Origin of the sequence: Sanguibacter massiliensis, assembly GCF_900240335.1 — a bacterium.
GTDB classification, from domain to species: domain Bacteria; phylum Actinomycetota; class Actinomycetes; order Actinomycetales; family Cellulomonadaceae; genus Flavimobilis; species Flavimobilis massiliensis.
The window spans coordinates 2,292,580-2,313,392 of sequence record NZ_LT964979.1; the positions used below are offsets into that span (position 1 = coordinate 2,292,580).

Consider the following 20,813-nt stretch of genomic DNA (forward strand, 5'->3'; position numbering starts at 1 on the left):
GTGAACCTCTCGACGCCTGCGAGGTGAGCTGTCGGGTTCGGGCTGAGGTTCTGCCCGGCCGCTGGACGCTGTGACGTCCGGCGGCTTCACCCCGAGGCCGGATGGTGCTCGGCCGAAGGTGGGTCCCCCGTCGCTGCCGTGGGATGAGGATGAGCCGTTCCCGGCGGCAGCGCTCGGCGTCCGGGACGGCACCCGCGCACCGGGAGAGTGGTGGCGGGCGTCAACGACGCTAGGTTGCGGTTCTGCGTGGTGTCACGGGCAGGTCACGACGTTGCGCACGCCCTTCACATCGTCTTCCGGTCCGGTTTCGTGCGGTTGCTGGGGTGGCGGTGCAGGTCAGCGGTCGTGGCGTCGGACTGTGGGGTGCGTGCTCCCCGTCACACGCCTTCACGCTCTCTTCACGTGCCGGTGGCGGCTCTTGCGAGGCACAAGCCGCTGCGGTCGCCCGCGCGCCACCCTGCAGCCGTCGGCGTGAGCGCGACAACGTCCGTGCCCGACGGCGCCGTGACGCGGCACCGGGTCTCGACCACGCGCAGCACCTCGTCGTCGCCCGGCCACGTGCTGCCGCGCAACGGCACGACCGCGACGACCGTCGCCGCGTGCGGGCCGTCGCACGGCACGACCGTCACGCGCCGGACGTTCCCGTCGGGCAGCGACCCGAGGCAGTGCCCGTCCCGGAGCTGCCGTGCGTACGCGCCCGTGGGAAGCGTGACGTCGCCGAGGGGCGCGGTCGCGCCCACGGCGCGCGCCCACGCCCCTGACGACGGCAGCACGACGGTCGGTACGACGACGCTCACGGTGAGCCCGACGACGACGGCCGCGACCGCGAGGCCGATGCCACGGCGACGCGTGCGTCGCGCACGGACCGCCGCGACGACACCGAGGACGGCCCCGACCGGGGCGAGCACCCACGCGAGGACGAACGCGGGGACCGCGAGCCTCTCGCGGGGGGCTCGGGCCGCGGGCAGCGCGAGCGTGCCGAGCGCGCGCGGGTCCCACCCGTCGGCGAGGTGGGTCTGCGGCGCGTAGCCGACGAGCCGCTCGGACTCGGGCACGACAGGCGGCGGCGCGGCCGGCACCGGGAGCGACCACGGGTCGGGCGCGGCGGGCGCCGGACCGTCGGGCGAGGCGAAGAGCGGCGCCGGGGAGCCCTCGGAACCCGGGCCGGGCTCCGCCGGCGGCGGGACGGACGCGCTCACAGCGCCGACGCGTCGATGTCGACGATGACGGGCACGTGGTCCGACGCGCCCTTGCCGCGGCGCTCGTCGCGGTCGATGCGCACGTCCGTGACGAGCGGCGTGAGCGCAGGCGAGGTGTACGCGAAGTCGATGCGCATGCCCTCGTTGCGGGGGAAACGCAGCTGCTGGTAGTCCCAGTAGGTGTAGCGGTGCTCGTCGGGCAGGAACTGCCGCGAGACCTCCGTGTACCCGGCCTCCGCGAACGCACGGAACGCCTCGCGCTCCGGCTCCGAGACGTGCGTCTGGCCTTCGAACGCGGCGACGTCCCACACGTCCGAGTCGAGCGGCACGACGTTCCAGTCGCCGACGAGTGCAACCTTGTCCCCGGCGTCCGCCCACGTGCCGGCGAGCTCGCGCAGACGCGCGAGCCACGTGAGCTTGTACGCGTAGTGGGGGTTGTCGAGCGCGCGACCGTGCGGCACGTAGAGGCTCCACACGCGCACACCGCCGCACGTCGCACCGAGCGCACGCGCCTCGACCGCGGGCGTCTCCCCGAACTCTGGCTGCCCGTCGAAGCCCGCCGTGACGTCCTCGAGGCCGACGCGCGAGAGGATCGCGACGCCGTTCCACTGCGAGAAGCCGAACGTCGCGATCTCGTAGCCCGCAGCCTCGAAGGCCTCGCGCGGGAACTGGACGTCCTTGCACTTGGTCTCCTGCAGCGCGAGGACGTCGACGTCCTCCCGCTCGAGGAAGGCCAGCGCGCGGTCGGCGCGCGCCCGGATCGAGTTAATGTTCCACGTCGCGATACGCATACCCCGAGGCTACCCATTCGAAGTGTGCGGGGCCGCTACGAGTCGGGGGGCCGGGGTGACTTGTAGGTGTTGAGCACCATCGAACGGTGCTGGGGACCTACGAGTCGGAAGGCCGGGGTGACTTGTAGGTGTTGAGCACCATCGAACGGTGCTGGGGACCTACGAGTCGGGAGGGGTGGGGTCGCCGTAGGGTGGGGTGCATGGGAACCGCACTGGTGACCGGGGCGAGCGCAGGCCTCGGCGAGGAGTTCGCGTGGCAGCTCGCGACGGCGAAGCACGACCTCGTGCTCGTCGCACGCGACGAGGCTCGGCTCGAGGCCCTCGCAGTGAGGCTGCGTGCCGCAGCCGGCGTCCACGTCGAGGTGCTCCCCGCGGATCTCGCCGACCGCGAGGATGTCGCGCGCGTCGTCGCACGGCTCGGGGACGACGAACGCCCCGTCGGCCTGCTCGTCAACAACGCCGGCTACACGGTCCATGAGCGCTTCACGCGCTCCGACCTCGACGCGCAGGACGCGCTGCTCGACGTCATGGTGCGCGCCGTCCAGGCGCTCTCGCACGCCGCCGCCCGCGCCATGACGGCCCGGGGCCGAGGCGCGATCCTCAACGTCTCGTCGGTCGCGGCGCACACCGTGAGCGGCACGTACTCCGCCGCGAAAGCCTGGGTGCTGACGTTCACCGAGGGGCTCGCGGTCGAGCTCGACGGGACCGGCGTCACCGCGACCGCGCTGTGCCCGGGCCTCACCCGCACGGAGTTCCACGCCCGCGCGGGGTTCAAGCGGCTCGGCCCCGGATGGTTCTGGCTCGACCGCGCCGACGTCGTGCGGGTCGCGCTCGCGGACGTGCGCCGCGGCGCCGTCGTCTCGGTCCCGTCGCTGCGCTACCGCGTCGCGACGAGCGTCGCGCGCCACCTCCCGCGCAGCGCGATACGCACGCTGACGAAACGCGCGGGGCTGTGACGTCCGGGCTGGTCTTCGGGCCCGCGAGACAGCGCCCCTCGGACGAGATAGCGTGCCTCACGCGCTATCTCGACGGAGGAGTGCTATCTCGCGGAACGCACCGGCGCGGGTATCCCGGGATCGTTAAGGTGGGCCTGTGACCGACTTCGACGCCGTCCTGTCCCCGTCCCCGCGCGAGCAGCTGCGCGATCTCGTCAAGGAGCTTGCCGTCGTCCACGGCAAGGTGACGCTCGCGTCCGGCAAGGAGGCCGACTACTACGTCGACCTGCGCCGCGTGACGCTCCACCACCGTGCCGCGCCGCTCGTCGGTCACGTGCTGCTCGATGCGCTCGAGGAAGCCGGGCTCGGCCCGGCCGAGATCGACGCGGTCGGCGGCCTCACGCTTGGCGCCGACCCCGTCGCGGGCGCTCTTCTTCACGCAGCGGCGTCGCGCGGGCAGGACCTCGACGCGTTCGTCGTCCGCAAGGAGGGCAAGGCGCACGGTATGCAGCGCCGCATCGAGGGCCCCGACGTCGCCGGCCGCAAGGTCGTCGCGGTCGAGGACACCTCAACGACCGGTGGTTCGGTGCTCACGGCCGTCGAGGCGCTGCGGGAGGCCGGGGCGGACGTCGTCGGCGTCGCCGTCATCGTCGACCGCGGCACGGGTGCGCGCGAGAAGATCGAGGCCGCGGGCCTCTCCTACCTCTACCTCTACGGGCTCGACGACCTCGGCCTCGCCTGAGCGAGCCTGATGACGTGACCGGAGCTGGAGTCGCCGCCACGCTCGACGCCGCGGGCGTGACGCTCGACGGCACGACCCTGCTCGCCCCGACGAGCGCAGCCGTCCCTGCGGGCGGCACGCTCGTCGTGCGCGGGCCGAACGGCTCGGGCAAGTCGACGCTGCTGCGCGTCGTGGCCGGAGTCCGTGCCCCGACGACGGGCACGGCGACCGTCGACGGTCGCGTGCCCGACCCCCGGCGGCGCGCGTTCCGGCGGCTCGTCGCAGGAACTGTCGAGTCGCCCGTGCCCGCGCGTGACCTCACGCTCGCCGAGCACGTCGCGCTCGTCGCGACGACGTGGGGCACGCCGGTGCGGGACGCCCGCGCCCTGGCGGCTGAGCTCCTCGAACGGCTCGGTGTCGACGCGCTCGCGGCGCGCTTCCCGCACGAGCTGTCCTCGGGCCAGACGCAGCTGGCGGCGCTCGCCGTCGTGCTTGCGCGCCCGTCCGCGCTGCTCCTGCTCGACGAGCCCGAGCAGCGTCTCGACGCCGACCGTGTCGCGACCGTCGCGGAGCTGCTCGCGGAGCGTCGGGCCGCAGGCACGACGCTCGTCGTCGCGACGCACTCCGACGCGCTCGAGGCGGCGCTCGGCGGGCCGGTGATGCGGCTCGTCCCGGCAGAGCGCCCGTCGTCGGACGACGTGCCCGACGACGGTGCGCACGGCCGCTCCGACGACGAACCCGCCGACGACCACCCGGGTACGTGACGACCCTCGGCGCGACCGGCGTGCGGGGCGCCCTCACCGTGTGGGCCGCGCGTGCCCCGCGTGCGCTCGGCGACCTCGCCTACCTCGTCTACGTCGTGCTCCTTGCGGCGCTCATCCTCTTGGGGCCGGCCGTGCGGGCGGTGTGGCTGCTCGCGACGGGCACGGGCGGACGCGCGGTCCTGGCGGACCCGTCGGTCCCTGCGGCGTGGGCCGCGGCGACGGCGCTCGTGTGGCTCGGGGTGCTCGTCGTCGGGCGCGAGCGCGGGCCGGCCCTGCGGCCGCCGTTCCTCGCCGCGGTGCTCGGTGACGGCGACCTGCCGCGAGCGCGCGCGTTCGGCGGGCCCGTGCTGCGGGGAACGCTCGCTCTCGGTGCGGGCGGTGCGGTCGTTCCGCTGCTGCCCGTCGCGGCGCTCGTCGACCTGGGAGTCGCGTCGCCCGCGGACGTGCTCCGCGTCGTCGTGGCCGGTGCCGTCGCCGGGCTGCTCACGGCGCTCGTGTGGCTCGCGGGCGAGGTGCTTCCCGCGCGGGCGGTCGCCGTGGGCGTCGTCGTCCTCGGCGCGGGTGCCACGGCGGCCGTCGCCGGCGCGTGGGCGTGGGGACCGTGGGCGCTCGTCGGAGCGGCCTGGCCGGGCGCGGGTGCGGGCGGGGGTGGTGCGGTGATTGCCGTCGTGCTGGCTGCGACCTGCGTCGGGCCGCTGCTCGTCGGGCTCGAGCGGCTGCCGACGCCGCGGATCGTCGGGCAGGCGGTGCGCGCGCAGCGCGCGCAGGCCCTTGTCGACGCGATGGACCTCCAGGCGTCGGGCGAAGTCTACCGGGCTCTGCCGGGCACGGGCCGTCGGCTGCGCGCCGTCGGGCAGTTGCCGGGGCCTGCGGCGGTCGTCGTCGCGGATGCCGTCGGGTCGCTGCGCACCCCGGGGCGGCTCGTCGGGGGTGTCGTCGCGCTCGTCCTCGCGGGGGCGGCCGTGTCCGCGGAGCTGCCCGGGACGACGCTCGCGATCGGGCCGGTGCTCACGGCAGTCCTCGCGTACGCGGGGGTGTCGGTCCTGTGCGACGGGCTGCGGCACGCGGCGGCGCTCGGCGCGGACTCGGCGCAGTACGACGTGCCTGCGCCTGCGCTGCGGCTGCTGCACGCGGTGTGGCCGACGTCCGCGGGGCTCGGCCTCGCGCTCGTCGGCGCGGTTCTCGCGCACGCGCCGGCGGGTGAGGCTGCGGTCGTCGTCGGGACCGTCGTCGCGGTGCGGCTCGCCGACGTCCTTAAGGGCGTCATGCCCGTCGAGTTGCTCGTGCCGATCGTCACGCCGGCGGGCGACATGTCGGCCGTCGGGCGCACGGTGTGGCTCGCGGACGGGCCGCTGCTCGTGCTCGCTGCGGGCGTTGCGGCCGCCTGCGCGACGGAGGCTCCGGCCGGGGCACGGGTCGTCGCGGCGGTCGTCGCCGTCGTCCTCGGGTGGCGCGTCCTCGCACGCTGAGCGCGCCCCTCGGGTCGGGCGCGACGGCGCCCGACCCGAGGAACGCGACGGTCTCAGACGAGTTCGATGAGGTCCCCGATGCCGTCGACGACGCGGCTCGGCCGGAACGGGAATGTCTCGACCTCCTCCGCGGACGTCGACCCCGTGAGCACGAGGAACGTCTCGAGCCCCGCCTCGATGCCCGCGACGATGTCCGTGTCCATGCGGTCGCCGACCATCGCGGTGACGCGCGAGTGCGCGTCGATCCGGTTGAGCGCCGAGCGGAACATCATGGGGTTGGGCTTGCCGACGAAGTACGGCTCGCGGCCCGTCGCCTTGGTGATCATCGCGGCGACCGCGCCCGTCGCGGGCAGGGGGCCGTCACCGCTCGGACCCGTGACGTCCGGGTTCGTCGCGATGAAGCGGGCGCCGCCGAGGATGAGGCGGACGGCCGTCGTGATGGCCTCGAACGAGTACGTGCGGGTCTCGCCGAGGACGACGTAGTCGGGGTCCTTGTCGGTGAGCGTGTATCCGGCCTCGTAGAGGGCCGTTGTGAGTCCAGCCTCGCCGATGACGTACGCGCTGCCACCGGGGGACTGCGTGCGCAGGAACGTCGCGGTCGCGAGCGCGGACGTCCAGATCGCCTCGATGGGCACGTCGATGCCGCTCGACGCGAGACGGGCACGCAGGTCGCGGTCGGTGAAGATCGAGTTGTTCGTGAGGACGAGGAACGGGCGGTCCTTATCGCGCAGCGTGCGGATGAACTCGGCCGCGCCGGGCAGCGCCTCGTTCTCGTGGACGAGCACGCCGTCCATGTCGGTGAGCCAGCAGTCGATGCGGTGGTGGTCGGTCTCGGGCCGGGCGTCTGGGGTCACGGGGCCTCCTCGGGACGGGTGGTGGGCCTCGTCACAGCGTAGGCGGTGCCCGTGGGGGAGTGCGGGACGATGGTGTCGTGCCAGCAACGAGCGAGACCCCTGCCCCCGCCGACGACGCGGACCTCGAGCGCTCCTTGCCGGGGGAGGAGCGCGAGGTGGGTGTCGGACCGTGGCCGGGCGGTGAGGCGGCGTGGCCGCGGCTGCCCGACGGGTCGCTCGACCCGCGCTACGACCCCGAGCTGCTGCGTGACGGCGACCGGCGCAATGTCGTCGACGAGTTTCGGTACTGGACGCTCGCCGCGATCGTCGCCGACCTCGACACCCGGCGTCACGACCTGCACGTGGCGATCGAGAACTGGCACCACGACCTCAACATCGGTTCGGTCGTGCGGACGGCGAACGCGTTCCTCGTGCGCGAGGTGCACGTCGTTGGGCGGCGTCGCTGGAACCGTCGGGGCGCGATGGTCACGGACCGCTACCAGCACCTGCGGCACCACGTGAGCGTCGCGGACCTGCTCGCGTGGGCGCGCGCGGAGGGCCTGCCGGTCGTGGGGATCGACAACGTGCCGGGGTCGGTGCCGATCGAGACGGCGGAGCTCCCGGAGCGGTGCCTCATGCTGCTCGGCCAGGAGGGGGCGGGGCTCACGCCTGAGGCGCTCGACGCGTGCTCGACGGTCCTCCACGTCACGCAGTTCGGCTCGACGCGGTCGCTCAACGCGGGCGCAGCGGCGGCGATCGCGATGCACGCGTGGATCCGCCAGCACGCGACGCTGCCCTGACCCCTCGGCCGCCCTGACCCCTCGGCCGANCTTTGTTTTTAAGACACTGAACTGCATGCGCTCTCTCTCCAGTCCCCGTTACCCGGAAGTTGTCATCAAAAATCTTTTTTCTCATTAGCAAAGGCGCAAAAGCATCATCGCTTGCAAGGGGCGCGCGGGGAGGGGGAGGAAGGAAAAAGGGGGGGGGGGGGGGGGGGGGGGGGGGGGGGCGGCCCGGCGACCGCCACTCTCGTCGCCAAGTCGCTCGCCGCCGGGCACGCCGACCGCACTCTCTTCTCGGGGCTCGACCTCGTCGTCGCCCCGGGCGACGTCGTCGGCCTCGTCGGCGCCAACGGCGCCGGCAAGTCGACGCTCCTGCGCCTCCTCGCCGGCACCGACGAGCCCGCCGCCGGCGCGGTGTCGCTCAGCCCTCCCGATGCGGTCGTCGGACACCTCGCGCAGGAGGTCGAGCGCCTGCCCGACGAGACCGTCGCCGCCTACCTCGCCCGCCGCACGGGTGTCGCGGCCGTCCAGGCCGCGCTCGACGCGACGACGACCGCGCTCGTCGAGGGGGCCCCGGGGGCCGACGACGCCTACGCCGACGCGCTCGACCGCTGGCTCGCCCTCGGTGCGGCCGACCTCGAGGACCGCACAGGCGCCGTCCTCGCGGACCTCGGACTCGACGTCGACCCCGGTCACCCTGTCGTCGGGCTCTCGGGCGGGCAGGCCGCGCGCCTCGGCCTCGCGGCGCTCCTCCTCTCCCGCTTCGACGTCCTCCTGCTCGACGAGCCGACGAACGACCTCGACCTCGACGGCCTCGCGCGCCTCGAACGGTTCGTCGCGGAGCAGCGTGCCGGCATCGTCGTCGTCTCCCACGACCGTGAGTTCCTCGCGCGCTGCGTGACGCGCGTCGTCGAGCTCGACCTTGCGCAGCAGCAGGTCGGCGTGTACGCGGGCGGCTACGACGCGTTCCTCGAGGAGCGGGCGACGGCCCGCCGCCACGCGCGCGAGGCGTACGACGAGTACGCGGGCCGGCTCGGCGCCCTCGAGTCCCGTGCGCAGATGCAGCGGCAGTGGCTTGCCAAGGGCGTGCGGGACGCGGTGAAGAAGTCGTCGGACCCTGACAAGCACATCAAGCACGCGCACCGCGAGGGCTCCGAGAAGCAGGCGGCGAAGGCACGCCAGACGCAGCGGATGATCGAGCGGCTCGACGAGGTCGTCGAGCCCCGCAAGGAGTGGGAGCTGCGGTACTCGATCGCGGCTGCGCCGCGCTCGTCGAGCGTCGTCGCGACGCTGCGCGGCGCCGTCGTTCACCGCGGCGAGGCCCCCGACGGGACGCAGGCCTTCACGCTCGGACCGATCGACCTCCAACTCGACGCCGGCGACCGTGTCGCGATCACGGGCGCGAACGGCTCGGGCAAGACGACGCTCCTCGCGGCGCTGCTCGGCCGTGCCGAGCTTGCGTCCGGTGCCGCGAGCCTCGGCGCGTCGGTCGCGATCGGCGAGGTCGACCAGGCGCGGGCGGCGCTCGCGTCCGAGCCCGGGCAGGGGCTGCTCGACGCGTTCTGCGCGCAGGTCCCCGACATGGCGCCGGCCGACGTGCGCACGCTGCTCGCGAAGTTCGGGCTGCGCGCCGACCACGTGCTGCGTCCCCTCGCGTCGCTGTCGCCGGGGGAGCGCACGCGTGCGTCGCTCGCGTTGCTCCAGGCGCGCGGCGTCAACCTCCTCGTGCTCGACGAGCCGACGAACCACCTCGACCTGCCCGCGATCGAGCAGCTCGAGGAGGCGCTCGAGGCCTACACGGGCACGCTGCTGCTCGTCACGCACGACCGGAGGATGCTCGACGCGGTCCGTGTGACCCGACGCTGGCGTCTCGACGCAGGACGGCTCACCGAGTCCTGAGGCGGGCCCGGCCCCCGGGACGCGCCGTTCACCCACCGGACGGACGTCGGACGACCGCGGGTCGAACGGCCCACCCCGCTCCGGCACGGAACGTGAGAAACTATCCCCTGGAAGTTCCTTAGAAACCCCACGCTCAACAGGAGACTCTTCATGGCCATCGCAACCCCCGAGGTCTACGCCGAGATGATCGACCGGGCGAAGGCTGGCAAGTTCGCCTACCCCGCTGTCAACATCACGTCCTCGCAGACCGTCACGGCCGCCATCCAGGGCTTCGCCGAGGCTGAGAGCGACGGCATCATCCAGGTGTCGGTCGGCGGCGCGGAGTACGCGTCCGGCTCGACCGTCAAGGACCGCGTCGCCGGCTCCCTTGCGCTCGCCGCGTACGCGGCCGAGGTCGCCAAGGGTTACGGCGTGACGATCGCCCTCCACACCGACCACTGCACCAAGCAGAACCTCGACTCCTGGGTCCGCCCGCTCCTCGCGATCGAGGCCGAGCAGGTCAAGGCCGGCAAGAACCCGACGTTCCAGTCGCACATGTTCGACGGCTCGAACATCCCGCTCGACGAGAACCTCGTCATCGCCGAGGAGCTCCTCGCGCTCTCCCAGGCCGCCCGCACGCTCCTCGAGATCGAGGTCGGCGTCGTCGGTGGCGAGGAGGACGGCCACGAGGCCGAGATCAACGAGAAGCTCTACACGACGGTCGAGGATGGCCTCGCGACCGTCAAGGCGCTGGGCACGGGCGAGAAGGGTCGTTACCTCACGGCCCTGACGTTCGGCAACGTCCACGGCGTCTACAAGCCGGGCGCGGTCAAGCTCCGCCCGTCGCTCCTCCGTGAGATCCAGGACGGCGTCGGTGCCGCGGTCGGCAAGGAGAACCCGTTCGACCTCGTCTTCCACGGCGGCTCGGGCTCGACGGCCGAGGAGATCGCGGAGGCGGTCGACAACGGCGTCATCAAGATGAACATCGACACCGACACGCAGTACGCGTTCTCGCGTCCCGTCGCGGACCACTTCTTCCGCAACTACGACGGCGTCCTCAAGGTGGACGGCGAGGTCGGCAACAAGAAGGCGTACGACCCGCGCGCCTGGGGCAAGCTCGCCGAGGCCGGCATGGCCGCGCGCATCGTCGAGGCCGCCCAGCAGCTCCGCTCGGCCGGTCAGAAGCTCTGACGCTGACGAGCACGCCCTGACGGGCACCTGCTAGCGACGAAGGCTCCCACCCTCCAGGGTGGGAGCCTTCGTGCGTCGTTCGTCGCGCGCGGTCAGAGCGGCGGGAAGGGCTGCCCGGGCAAGCGCTCGATCGTGAACTCGTCGATGGGCGCGAACTCGAAGCCCGGGTCCTCGTCGAGGATCTCGACGAGCTCGCCGACGCGCGTCACCTCGAGGAGGAACCGCATCGTCTGCGGCGCGCGCAGCACCCGCACCTTCTGCGGAGCCTGTGCCGCAAGCCGCGCGAGGAACGCGACGCCGGAGGAGTCCATGAAAGTCACATGGTGGGCGTCGACCTCGACGGGAAGGCCGATCTCCTGCGCGTCCGCCATCGCATCGCTGAACTCGGGGGCGAGGTTCGCGTCGATCTCTCCCGACAGGACGATGCGCGTGCGGTTCGCGCCCACGAGGACATGAAGTGTCCCGGGCTCGTCCTGGACAGGGGCGATGTCGTCGTCGGCGGCGTTCTCGTCGCGCACTGCGTGCTCCTCACGTCCTCGGGTGGGTGGTTCCCGGTCGAATCTTCGCACGTCGTGGCCGTCGCGTCGCGGGCTGTCCTCAGCGGGGGCCGCAGAAGACGTCCGAGAAGCGGGACGCGCGGTCGGTCCGGGCACGGGCGCGTTCGGCCAAGTACCCTGCGAGGACTGGAGGAGCGGACTGGAGGAGCAGCAGGGTGGACGGACGTGAGACGGTGCCGGGCGGCACCGTGCCGGTCGTCGCCCCGGCGGAGGTCGTCGCGCTGCTCCCTGCCCTCGCCGCGCAGCACGTCGGCGTCGGTGTGACGGTGCTCGCGGTGCGTGACGGCGTCGTCCGCATGCTCTGGGTCAACGACGTGTTCACGCGGGTCACGGGCTATGCCGCGCACGAGGTCGTCGGGCTCGAGCCACGCCTCTTCTACTCCGACCAGTGGTCGGAGGTCGGCGTCGCGTCGCTCGCGGACGAGGTGCGGGCAGGGCGCGCGGCGTCGATCACCCTGCCGTTCCGACGTCCCGACGGTGCCGCAGTGTGGCTCGCTCTGTGCCTCACAGCGGTTCCGGCCGGCGACGTCGCGACGGTGCTCGCGGCCGCCCCGACCATACCGCCGGGTGACGGGCCCGCCGAGATGTGGATCGCGTCGTTCTCCGACGTCACCGGCACGGTCGAGCGCAGCGTCCACCTCCGGGACGCGGTGCGTGCCGAACGTCGCGCGCGCCTGCACCTCGCGCTCCTCTCACGCGTCTCGGACGTGCTCTCGGAACCCGACTCCGACGAGGCGCTCGCTCAGGTGAGCGCGCTGCTCGCGCCGTCGCTCGTGCCGTGGGCCGGTGCGTTCGTCGTCGAGGGCGGCCTCCGGCTCGTCGGGCTCGACACGGGACGGGGCGACGGCCAACGGCCGGCGTCGGACCGGCGGCGGACGCTGCGACGCGTCCCGCCGGGAGACCCGACGGGCGCGCACGAAATCGACCGGGTTCTCGGAGGTTCCCAGCCCGAGGCGATCCTGGACCTCACGCTCGTCCACCCGACCGAGAGCGCGGCGGCGCTCGTCCAGGGGCAGCTCCTCGCCGCAGAACCGGACCTCGCGCTCCTCTCGCCGCGCGTGCGCGTCGTCGCCATCCACGGGTCGCGGTCCGTCCTCGCGCTGCTCGCCCACGCCGTCCACGAGTCCGATGGCACGCCGCGGCTCACCGAGGAGCTCGAGCAGGTGCTCGACGTCGTCGTCCGGCGCATCGGTCTCGCGCTCGACAACGCACGCCTCTACGCGCGCGAGCACGAGCTCGCCGAGACGATGCAGCGCTCGCTCCTGCCGCAGCAGGTCGAGATCGACGGCCTCGACCTGTGGACGTACTACGCGCCGTCCGTCGCGCACGCCCAGGTCGGCGGTGACTGGTACGACGTGCTCGAGGTCGCGCCGGGCGTCGCCGGCGTCGTCGTCGGGGACGTCGTCGGGCACGACGTCGAGGCGGCCGCGCTCATGGGGCAGCTCCGCTCGGTCGTGCGGGCGTACGCGTTCGAGGGTGGTACGCCCGCGTCGGTGCTCGACCGCACCGACCAACTCATGCGTGGCATGCGCGCCCCGCGCGCGGCGAGCGCGGTCTACGGCACGCTCATGCCGCGCGTCGGCATGCCTGGCTCATGGATCTTCGAGTACGCGCGCGCCGGGCACCTGCCTGCGGTGCTCGTGCGCGACGGCCAGGCGACGCAGCTCGCCCAGGGGTCGGGTGCGCTCATCGGCTTCGGACGGCGCGCCCGCACGGGCGGCCGCGCCGTGCTCGTCCCCGGGGACACGCTCATCCTCTACACGGACGGGCTCATCGAACGACGCGAACGCCCCCTGCGGGCAGGGCTCGAGGCGCTCCTCGCGGCGGCCGCCCGGACGCAGGCCGACGACGCCGCGGGCATCGGCGAGGAGCTGCTCGCCGCGCTCGCCGACTCCCCTGAGGACGACGTCGCCGTCGTCATCGCCCGCGTGCCGCGAGCGGGTGGCCCGGTGTCCGCAAGCTCGGCGGGACCGCGCTCCCGACGCTGGTCGATGCCGTCGGACCCGACGGCGATCGCACGGTCGCGCCACGCCGTCCTGCGGACCTGCGAGGCGTGGGGGATCGACAAGGTCGCGGACGCGGAGCTCGTCGTCTCCGAGCTCGTCGCGAACGCCGTCCTCCACGGGTGGGGGACCGTGGCGCTGCGGCTCTTCGACACGGGCGACGGCCTGCGCATCGAGGTCGAGGACTCCAACCCGGCACCGCCCGTCAAGCTCGACGGGCACGCGCACGGCGTCGGCGGCTACGGCGTGCAGATCGTCGACCGGCTCGCCGACTGGGGCTGGCGTGCGGCGAACGACGGCAAGATCGTGTGGGCACGCTTGCGCGCTCGGTGACCGTGGGTCAGGCTGACGCGTCGTCGCGCGCGCACGCGTGATCCGTGTCGATGCGGAAGAGGTCAAGCGCCCCGCACACCTCGAGCACGAAGAGGTCCCGCGCGTCGCAGCCCCGCAGGACCGTGGCGCCACCCCGTCGACGCCCCGCGTCCGCGAGGGAGATGAGGAACGCGGCGCCCGTCGAGTCCATGAACGTCACGCCGCACATGTCGAGGACGAGCAGCTGGCGCCGCAGTCCGACGACGCGCGCCGTGATCTCGGGGAACTGGTCGCGCTCGGCGAGGTCGAGGTCGCCGGTGATCGTCAACGTCGTCGTCGCGGGCGACGTGGCGATCTGGATCATCGGTGCCTGGCCTTCGTCGTACGTCGGGGAACACGCCTAGGGGACGTGCGACCAGCGTACTCACCGCGTGCGTGCGTCGCGACGGCGGCGCGCCCCGCGGCCCCGCCGCGCGCTCACGCGAGGTCGAGCCGGGCCTCCTCGAGGTCGAGCGAGTGCTGCGACGTCGGCGCGCCAGGCCGCACGTCGTCCGTGGCACGATGGCGCCATGACCTCACCCACTGGCCCCCGCCCCGAACGCCTCGACCTTGGCCGGGTCGTCACGCACCTGCCGGCCGACGGGCCCGACGCGGCCGTGCGCGCCCTGCTCGGCGATGGCATGCCCGTCCGCGAGGCCGCGCGCCGGGAGCCGTCGTCGTCCCTCGCGTGGGCGCTGCTCGCCGAGGCCAACCTCGCCGACGACGCGGTCGCGTCGTACGCCTACGCGCGCACCGGCTACCACCGTGGCCTCGACGCGCTACGCCGCGCCGGCTGGCGCGGCATCGGCGAGGTTCCGCTCACGCACGAGCCCAACGTGGGCTTCCTCCGGGCGCTCGCCGCGCTCGCCCGCGCGGCCCACGCGATCGGCGAGGACGACGAGGCCGAACGTTGCACGGCCTTCGTCCACGACTGCGGCGTCGACCCGGCCGCGCTCGACGCGCTCGCAGGAGCCTGACACGACCCGACCGTCCCGGGAGCGCGCGGCGCGGGTCCGGTAGACTCACGTGGGATCCCGGCCGCTGTCGCCGGCCCCCGGTGAGAGGCGCAGCCGCCCGGCCGTCACGAGGACAGCTTCGGAAGCGGTGATCCACATGCCAGCGATCGTGGTCGTCGGCGCCCAGTGGGGCGACGAGGGCAAGGGCAAGGCGACGGACCAGCTCGGCTCCCAGGTCGACTACGTCGTAAAGTTCAACGGTGGCAACAACGCCGGCCACACGGTCGTCGTCGGGAGCGAGAAGTATGCGCTCCACCTCCTGCCGTCGGGCATCCTCTCGCCGGGCGTCACGCCCGTCATCGGCAACGGCGTCGTCGTCGACATCGAGGTGCTCTTCCAGGAGCTCGACGCGCTCGTCGCGCGCGGCGTCGACGTGTCGCGCCTGCTCGTCTCGTCGGCGGCGCACGTCATCGCGCCGTTCCACCGCACTCTCGACAAGGTCTCCGAGCGCTTCCTCGGCAAGCGTCGCATCGGCACGACCGGCCGCGGCATCGGCCCCGCGTACGCGGACAAGATCAACCGCGTCGGCATCCGCGTTCAGGACCTCTTCGACGAGAACATCCTGCGCCAGAAGATCGAGGGTTCCCTCGACCAGAAGAACCACCTGCTCGTCAAGGTGTACAACCGTCGGGCCATCACGGTCGACGAGACCGTCGAGGAGCTGCTCGCGTATGCCGAGCGACTGCGCCCCATGGTCGCGGACACCTCGCTCGTGCTCAACGAGGCGCTCGACGCCGGCAAGACCGTCCTCTTCGAGGGCGGCCAGGCGACGATGCTCGACGTCGACCACGGCACGTACCCGTTCGTCACGTCGTCGAACGCGACCGCGGGCGGCGTGTGCACGGGCTCGGGCATCGGCCCCACCCGGATCGACCGCGTCGTCGGTGTCATCAAGGCGTACACGACGCGTGTCGGCGAGGGCCCGTTCCCGACCGAGCTTCACGACGACATGGGTGAGTTCCTCCGCACCACGGGCGGCGAGTTCGGTGTGACGACCGGCCGTCCGCGCCGCTGCGGCTGGTACGACGCCGTCATCGCGCGCTACTCCGCGCGGGTCAACGGCCTCACCGACTTCGCGCTCACGAAGCTCGACGTCCTCACGGGTCTCGAGCAGATCCCCGTGTGCGTCGCGTACGACGTCGATGGCACGCGGTTCGACGAGATGCCGCTCGACCAGTCGGACTTCCACCACGCGAAGCCGATCTTCGAGTACTTCCCCGGCTGGACCGAGGACATCACGGGCGCCCGCACGTTCGAGGACCTGCCGGCGAACGCGCAGGCGTACGTCCTGGCGCTCGAGGGTATGTCGGGCTCGCGCATGAGCGTCATCGGCGTCGGCCCGGACCGCGAGCAGACGATCGTCCGCCACGAGCTCGTCTGAGCCGCACCCCGCAGGTGAGGTCCGCCCCCGGTCGCAGCGCGACCGGGGGCGGACCTGTCTGCGGGCTGCGACGCGCGCAGCAGTCCACGCGTCACGGACGAACACGGAGCCCCACCGTTCAACGGTGGGGCTCCGTGTCCGTCGTCGCGTGGGGCTCAGGCGTTGGCGCCCGCGGTCGCCTTCTCGGTCGACGTGTCCGTCGCGCCGTCCGTCGGCTCGTCGGTCGTCTTCGGCGCCGGCTCGTCATGGATGATGCGCTGCCAGATCTCGTCGGCCTCGGGGAGCCACACGACGCGGTTCTTGTCGCGCGGATCCGTGCCGAGCGGCAGCTCGGTGAACACGATGTTCTCCGACGGGGTGTCTTTGAGCGAGAACGCGAGGCCCGCGAGGGCCGACGTCGTGCCGAGGTCCGGGCTCGTACTGATCGCCGCGAGCACTGACTTCACGACGCCGTAGAGCTTGGGTGAGTCCGTGACGAGGTTCTGCGAGAGGATCTGCTTGGTCATCGCGTCGAGGAAGAACTGCTGGCGCGTGATGCGCGTGAGGTCCGAGCGCTGCTCGAGGCCCATGCCCGTGCCCTTGCGGACGCGGAGGAACTCGATTGACGTGCGGCCGTCGAGCGTCTGCTTGCCTGCGGGCAGGTCGATGTTCGAGTACTTCTTGTCGCCCTTGATGGGCTCGGGCAGGTCGACCTCGACGCCGCCGAGCGCGTCGACGACGTTGACGACGCCCGTCATCTTCAGCACGACGTGGCTCGTGATGCGCACGCCCGTGAGCTGCTCGACGGCCTTGATGGTGCAGGCCGCGGCGGTCTCGAGGTTCTGTGCGCTGCCGCCCCCGATCGCGAAGGCCGAGTTGAACATCGCGTAGTCGCTCGCGTACGACGTGCCGCCGTCGCCCGTCGTGCACGCGGGCAGGGCGACCATCGAGTCGCGAGGGATCGAGACGACCTCGACGTTCTTCCGGTCGCCCGAGATGTGGACGAGCATCGTCGTGTCCGACGCCATGGTGTCGGCCTTGCCGGCGATCGCCGCGTTCTCGGCGTCGCGCATGTCTGTGCCCATGACGAGGACGTTGAGCTGCTTGCCCGCGTACGGGTCGCTCGGATCCTCGACGATCGTCGGACGGTCGGTGCCGAGCAGGCTGTCGATGTCCTGGACGTTGAGCGAGCGCTGCAGGTCGCTGTTGACCATCGCGGCGGCCGTCCCGCCGAACGCGAGGATGCCGGCGAGGGTGAGACCGGTCGCCCGCAGGGCGCGGTGGTCGCGGCGGAAGCGGGCGTGGCGGACGAGGCGCGTAGAGGCGGGCACGCGTCGAATCTAGTGGTCGCGCCGTCGTGGGTGGCGTGGAACGGCCGTCGGATCAGGTGAGAGTTCGTGAAGAACGCGTGCGGGCAGGGGATGGACGGCTCCGGCGCGCGCGCCGCGGCCCCCGTAGGATTCCCCGCGTGAAGATCCTCGTCCTGGGAACAGGTGCCCGCGAGCACGCCATCGTCCACTCCCTCGCGTCGGAGGACGCGCACGAGCTGCACGCCGCGCCGGGCAACCCGGGCATCGGCCGGCTCGCGACGCTCCACGCGGTCTCTGCGACCGACGCCGACGCGGTCGTCGCGCTCGCGCGGTCGTTCGACGCGGAGCTCGTCGTCGTGGGTCCGGAGGCGCCGCTCGTCGCGGGCGTCGGTGACGCCCTGCGTGCCGCGGGCTTCCCGGTCTTCGGGCCGGACGCCGCCGCGGCGCAGCTCGAGGGCTCGAAGGCCTTCGCGAAGGAGGTCATGGCGGCCGCCGGTGTGCCGACGGCCCGTCCCGTCGTGTGCACGACGGTCGCGGAGCTCGAGGCCGGGCTCGACGAGCTCGGGGCGCCGTACGTCGTCAAGGACGACGGGCTCGCGGCCGGCAAGGGCGTCGTCGTGACGACGGACCGTGCGGAGGCGCTCGCGCACGGCACCGCGTGCCTCGAGGCGCGCGGCGCCGAGGGCCGCGTCGTCCTCGAGGAGTTCCTCGACGGCCCCGAGGTCTCGCTGTTCTGCGTGTCCGACGGGACGACGGTCGTGCCGCTGCAGCCCGCCCAGGACTTCAAGCGTGCGCACGACGACGACGCGGGCCCGAACACGGGCGGCATGGGCGCCTACTCGCCGCTGCCGTGGGCGCCCGCCGGGCTGGTCGACGAGGTCGTGCGGGACGTCGCGCAGCCGACGATCGACGAGATGGCGCGCCGAGGCACGCCGTTCGCGGGCATCCTCTACGTCGGCCTCGCGCTCACCTCGAAGGGGACGCGGGTCGTCGAGTTCAACGCGCGCTTCGGGGACCCGGAGACGCAGGTCGTGCTCGCGCGCCTGCGCACGCCGCTGTCCCGAGTGCTCCTCGCGTCCGCGACGGGCACGCTCGCGGAGCTTGGTGAGCTCGAGTGGTCCGACGGCGCCGCGGTGACCGTCGTCGTCGCGGCGCACGGGTACCCGGCCGACGTCCGCTCGGGCGACCCTGTGGACGGCATCGCTGACGCGGAGGCTGTGGACGGGGTGCACGTACTCCACGCCGGGACGTCCGTCGCAGGTGGCGCGCTCGTCGCGTCGGGCGGACGCGTCCTGTCCGTCGTCGGAGTCGGCAGCGACCTTGCCGCGGCGCGCGACGCCGCGTACGCGGGCGTCGGCCGGATCACGCTGCCCGGCTCGCACCACCGCTCCGACATCGCGGCCCGCGCCGCGGGGATCGGCGAGCCGATCACCGTGCCGGGCGCCGCTGTGCCGGACAGCGCGGCGCTGGACAGCGCGACGCCGGGTGCCGCAGCGCCGAGCGTGCCGAGCGGCGGCACCGCGCGCGACCTGCCGGGCTGGCGCCACGTGTACTCGGGCAAGGTGCGCGACCTCTACGAGCCCGTCGGCGAGCACCCGCTCGGCGACGTCGTGCTCGTCGTCGCATCCGACCGCATCTCCGCGTACGACTTCGTCCTCGCGAGCGAGATCCCCGGCAAGGGTGAGGTGCTCACGCAGCTGAGCCTGTGGTGGTTCGCGCAGCTCGCGGACATCGTCGACAACCACGTCGTCTCCACGGAGGCCTCGGTGACGCCGGGCGACGGTCTCGTGCCCGCCGAGGTCGCGGGGCGCGCGATGATCTGCCGTCGCCTCGAGATGTTTCCCGTCGAGTGCGTCGCGCGCGGCTACCTCACGGGCTCGGGGCTCCTCGAGTACCGGGCGTCGCGCACAGTGTGCGGGGTGCCGCTTCCCGAGGGGCTCGAGGACGGCTCGCAGCTCCCGGAGCCGATCTTCACGCCCGCGACGAAGGCGGAGGTCGGCGAGCACGACGAGAACGTGTCGTTCGACGTCGTCGTCTCGCGGATCGGGGTCGAGAACGCGGCGCGCCTGCGTGCGCTCACCCTCGAGGTCTACTCGCGGGCCGCGGAGCTTGCGCGGGAGCGCGGCATCATCCTCGCGGACACGAAGCTCGAGTTCGGCGTCGACCCGGTGACGGGCGAGATCGTCCTCGGTGACGAGGTGCTCACGCCGGACTCGTCGCGGTTCTGGCCGGCGGACGAGTGGCAGCCGGGGCGCGCGCAGCCGAGCTTCGACAAGCAGCACGTTCGCGACTGGCTCATCTCGCCGGCGTCGGGCTGGGACCGCGCGGGAGGGGAGGCGCCGCCCGCGCTCCCGGCGGAGGTCGTCGACGCGACCCGCGAACGCTACGAGGAGGCGTACGCCCGCCTCACGGGCACCCCTCTCGCGAGATAGGGGTGCGTGCTCGGGGTAGGGGTCGGTGGACCCCTACCCCGGCGCAGGGGCCTCGAACACGGAAGTCGGTTGTGCGGATGCGTCGTTGGGCGATATATATCTGTCATGACTTCGTTTCGCATGACGCAGCAGGCGTACCTGCTCCTCCTCGCGCTCGCCGACGGGCGGCAGCACGGGTACGGCCTCGCGGGCCGCGTGCGTGAGATCTCCGACGGCGACGTCTCCCTCGGCGCCGGCACGCTCTACGGCAACCTCGAACGACTCCTCGGCGCAGGGCTCGTCGCCGACGCCGGCGAGGAGATCGCCGACGGCCGCGCCCGCCGCTACTACCGGCTCACCGACGACGGCCTCCGCGCGGCGCGCGCCGAGACCCTCCGTCTCGCGGAGCTCGCGGCACGCGGCCGAGCTGCGCTCGGATCCCTCGGGGCGTCCGGCGCCGACGGGGTCGTGGGCGGTGTCGCATGACCGGGCGGGTGCGGCCCGGGGCGGGCGGCGCGGCGGATCGAGTGTCGTCGTCGAGCGCGGCCGCGTCGGGCCGTACGTCGTCGGCCGACGCGTTCGAGCGTTCCGTGCGCCGCTGGATGAACGCGTACCCGCGCCGGTGGCGCGTGACGTTCGGTGACGACCTCGTCGCGACGGCCCTCGAACTCGCCGAGCCCGGGCGGCGTCGGCTCGGCCTGCGCGAGGGCCTTGCGCTCGCGCGCGGCGGCTGGGCGCTGCGGCGTCGGGAGCGGCCTCCGCTGCGGGTGCGGATGCTCACCGGCTTCGGGTGGCGCGTCTCGGCGCGGGACCGGGCTGCGCATCGCGCGTGGATCGTCGACATTGCGCTCAGTCCCTGGCTGCGCCTGCCGGCGCAGTTGGTGACCTACATGCCGATCGTGCTCGTCAACCTGTATCTGTGGCGGGACCTGGGGATGCTTCTCAACATTGTCGCGGCGATTGGGCTCCCGCTGTCCGCGCTCGGGCCGTGCCTCGTCCCCGCATGGGGTCGCCGGGTGAGCCGGGCGACGTGGCGGGCGCTCTTCCCTGACGAGCCGGTGCCGCCCCTGCTCGAGCGCCCAGCCCGTTCCGCGAGATAGCGCTCCTGCGTCGAGATAGCGCGTGACGCGCGCTATCTCGACGCAGGAACGCTATCTCGCGGGCAGGGTGGAGGCAGGGTGTGAGCGGGGTCACCTTTCAGCGGTGAGGTAAGGCATGCCATAGTTAGGCATGCCTACTTCG

The 20,813-nt window shown here is 73.0% G+C and carries 19 protein-coding genes and 1 riboswitch; of the genes, 13 read left to right on the forward strand and 6 right to left on the reverse strand.

Features of this window, described 5'->3' with window-relative positions:
* Position 1: 1 nt before the first annotated feature.
* A riboswitch (cyclic di-AMP (ydaO/yuaA leader) is annotated at positions 2–153 on the reverse strand.
* A gap of 245 nt (positions 154–398) precedes the next feature.
* Complete coding sequence (locus C1729_RS10640; RefSeq protein ID WP_102509920.1) at positions 399–1,199, reverse strand: hypothetical protein; 801 nt, start codon at positions 1,197–1,199, stop codon at positions 399–401.
* Complete coding sequence (locus tag C1729_RS10645; RefSeq protein ID WP_102509921.1) at positions 1,196–1,990, reverse strand: exodeoxyribonuclease III; 795 nt, start codon at positions 1,988–1,990, stop codon at positions 1,196–1,198. Before C1729_RS10645 ends, C1729_RS10640 begins: the two co-directional genes overlap by 4 nt.
* A 200-nt stretch (positions 1,991–2,190) precedes the next feature.
* On the opposite strand from C1729_RS10645, the gene C1729_RS10650 reads away from it, so the two are divergent.
* From C1729_RS10650 to C1729_RS10665, 4 genes are all read left to right on the forward strand, one after another.
* Entirely contained in the window at positions 2,191–2,946 is a 756-nt protein-coding gene (locus C1729_RS10650) for an SDR family NAD(P)-dependent oxidoreductase (protein WP_102509922.1), read from the forward strand.
* A 136-nt stretch (positions 2,947–3,082) separates the two neighbouring features.
* Positions 3,083–3,667 carry an orotate phosphoribosyltransferase gene (gene pyrE, locus C1729_RS10655; protein WP_102509923.1) on the forward strand — a complete coding sequence of 195 codons (585 nt, stop codon included), beginning with the start codon at positions 3,083–3,085 and terminating at the stop codon, positions 3,665–3,667.
* A 14-nt stretch (positions 3,668–3,681) separates the two neighbouring features.
* On the forward strand, positions 3,682–4,410 hold the full coding sequence (locus tag C1729_RS10660) for an ABC transporter ATP-binding protein (protein WP_207204605.1): 729 nt from the start codon (positions 3,682–3,684) through the stop codon (positions 4,408–4,410).
* Positions 4,407–5,879 carry a hypothetical protein gene (locus C1729_RS10665; protein ID WP_102509924.1) on the forward strand — a complete coding sequence of 491 codons (1,473 nt, stop codon included), beginning with the start codon at positions 4,407–4,409 and terminating at the stop codon, positions 5,877–5,879. The genes C1729_RS10660 and C1729_RS10665 overlap by 4 nt, the downstream gene beginning before the upstream one ends.
* A gap of 53 nt (positions 5,880–5,932) precedes the next feature.
* On the opposite strand, the gene C1729_RS10670 is transcribed toward C1729_RS10665, so the two are convergent.
* On the reverse strand, positions 5,933–6,733 hold the full coding sequence (locus tag C1729_RS10670; protein ID WP_277985816.1) for an HAD-IIA family hydrolase: 801 nt from the start codon (positions 6,731–6,733) through the stop codon (positions 5,933–5,935).
* Between the two features lie 77 nt (positions 6,734–6,810).
* On the opposite strand from C1729_RS10670, the gene C1729_RS10675 reads away from it, so the two are divergent.
* The 3 genes from C1729_RS10675 (at position 6,811) to fbaA (ending at position 10,563) form a co-directional block, all read left to right on the forward strand.
* Positions 6,811–7,512, forward strand: a complete 702-nt coding sequence (locus C1729_RS10675) for a TrmH family RNA methyltransferase (RefSeq protein ID WP_102509925.1) — start codon at positions 6,811–6,813, stop codon at positions 7,510–7,512.
* Between the two features lie 141 nt (positions 7,513–7,653).
* Complete coding sequence (locus C1729_RS10680) at positions 7,654–9,393, forward strand: ABC-F family ATP-binding cassette domain-containing protein (RefSeq protein ID WP_102509926.1); 1,740 nt, start codon at positions 7,654–7,656, stop codon at positions 9,391–9,393.
* Between the two features lie 150 nt (positions 9,394–9,543).
* Complete coding sequence (fbaA, locus tag C1729_RS10685; RefSeq protein WP_102509927.1) at positions 9,544–10,563, forward strand: class II fructose-bisphosphate aldolase; 1,020 nt, start codon at positions 9,544–9,546, stop codon at positions 10,561–10,563.
* 92 nt (positions 10,564–10,655) lie between these two features.
* Here the strand turns inward: fbaA and C1729_RS10690 are convergent, their stop codons facing one another.
* Positions 10,656–11,081, reverse strand: a complete 426-nt coding sequence (locus C1729_RS10690) for an STAS domain-containing protein (RefSeq protein WP_102509928.1) — start codon at positions 11,079–11,081, stop codon at positions 10,656–10,658.
* Positions 11,082–11,275: 194 nt separating this feature from the next.
* On the opposite strand from C1729_RS10690, the gene C1729_RS10695 reads away from it, so the two are divergent.
* Positions 11,276–13,456, forward strand: a complete 2,181-nt coding sequence (locus C1729_RS10695; protein ID WP_102509929.1) for an ATP-binding SpoIIE family protein phosphatase — start codon at positions 11,276–11,278, stop codon at positions 13,454–13,456.
* A 7-nt stretch (positions 13,457–13,463) separates the two neighbouring features.
* On the opposite strand, the gene C1729_RS10700 is transcribed toward C1729_RS10695, so the two are convergent.
* Complete coding sequence (locus C1729_RS10700; protein WP_102509930.1) at positions 13,464–13,799, reverse strand: STAS domain-containing protein; 336 nt, start codon at positions 13,797–13,799, stop codon at positions 13,464–13,466.
* A gap of 205 nt (positions 13,800–14,004) precedes the next feature.
* Here C1729_RS10700 and C1729_RS10705 point away from each other — a divergent pair, with 205 nt between their 5' ends.
* Together C1729_RS10705 and C1729_RS10710 are read left to right on the forward strand one after the other, a co-directional pair.
* Complete coding sequence (locus C1729_RS10705; RefSeq protein WP_102509931.1) at positions 14,005–14,451, forward strand: DUF3151 domain-containing protein; 447 nt, start codon at positions 14,005–14,007, stop codon at positions 14,449–14,451.
* A 136-nt stretch (positions 14,452–14,587) separates the two neighbouring features.
* A complete protein-coding gene (locus C1729_RS10710; RefSeq protein WP_102510645.1) occupies positions 14,588–15,871 on the forward strand; it encodes an adenylosuccinate synthase in 1,284 nt (427 codons plus the stop codon).
* A gap of 155 nt (positions 15,872–16,026) precedes the next feature.
* On the opposite strand, the gene C1729_RS10715 is transcribed toward C1729_RS10710, so the two are convergent.
* Entirely contained in the window at positions 16,027–17,181 is a 1,155-nt protein-coding gene (locus C1729_RS10715) for an LCP family protein (RefSeq protein WP_102509932.1), read from the reverse strand.
* 137 nt (positions 17,182–17,318) lie between these two features.
* Here C1729_RS10715 and purD point away from each other — a divergent pair, with 137 nt between their 5' ends.
* From purD to C1729_RS10730, 3 genes are all read left to right on the forward strand, one after another.
* Positions 17,319–19,592 carry a phosphoribosylamine--glycine ligase gene (gene purD / locus C1729_RS10720; RefSeq protein WP_102509933.1) on the forward strand — a complete coding sequence of 758 codons (2,274 nt, stop codon included), beginning with the start codon at positions 17,319–17,321 and terminating at the stop codon, positions 19,590–19,592.
* A gap of 105 nt (positions 19,593–19,697) precedes the next feature.
* Positions 19,698–20,057, forward strand: coding sequence for a PadR family transcriptional regulator (locus C1729_RS10725; protein ID WP_242493795.1), 360 nt, complete (start codon positions 19,698–19,700; stop codon positions 20,055–20,057).
* Positions 20,054–20,671, forward strand: a complete 618-nt coding sequence (locus C1729_RS10730; RefSeq protein ID WP_129590731.1) for a hypothetical protein — start codon at positions 20,054–20,056, stop codon at positions 20,669–20,671. The genes C1729_RS10725 and C1729_RS10730 overlap by 4 nt, the downstream gene beginning before the upstream one ends.
* The last annotated feature ends 142 nt before the right edge of the window (positions 20,672–20,813 follow it).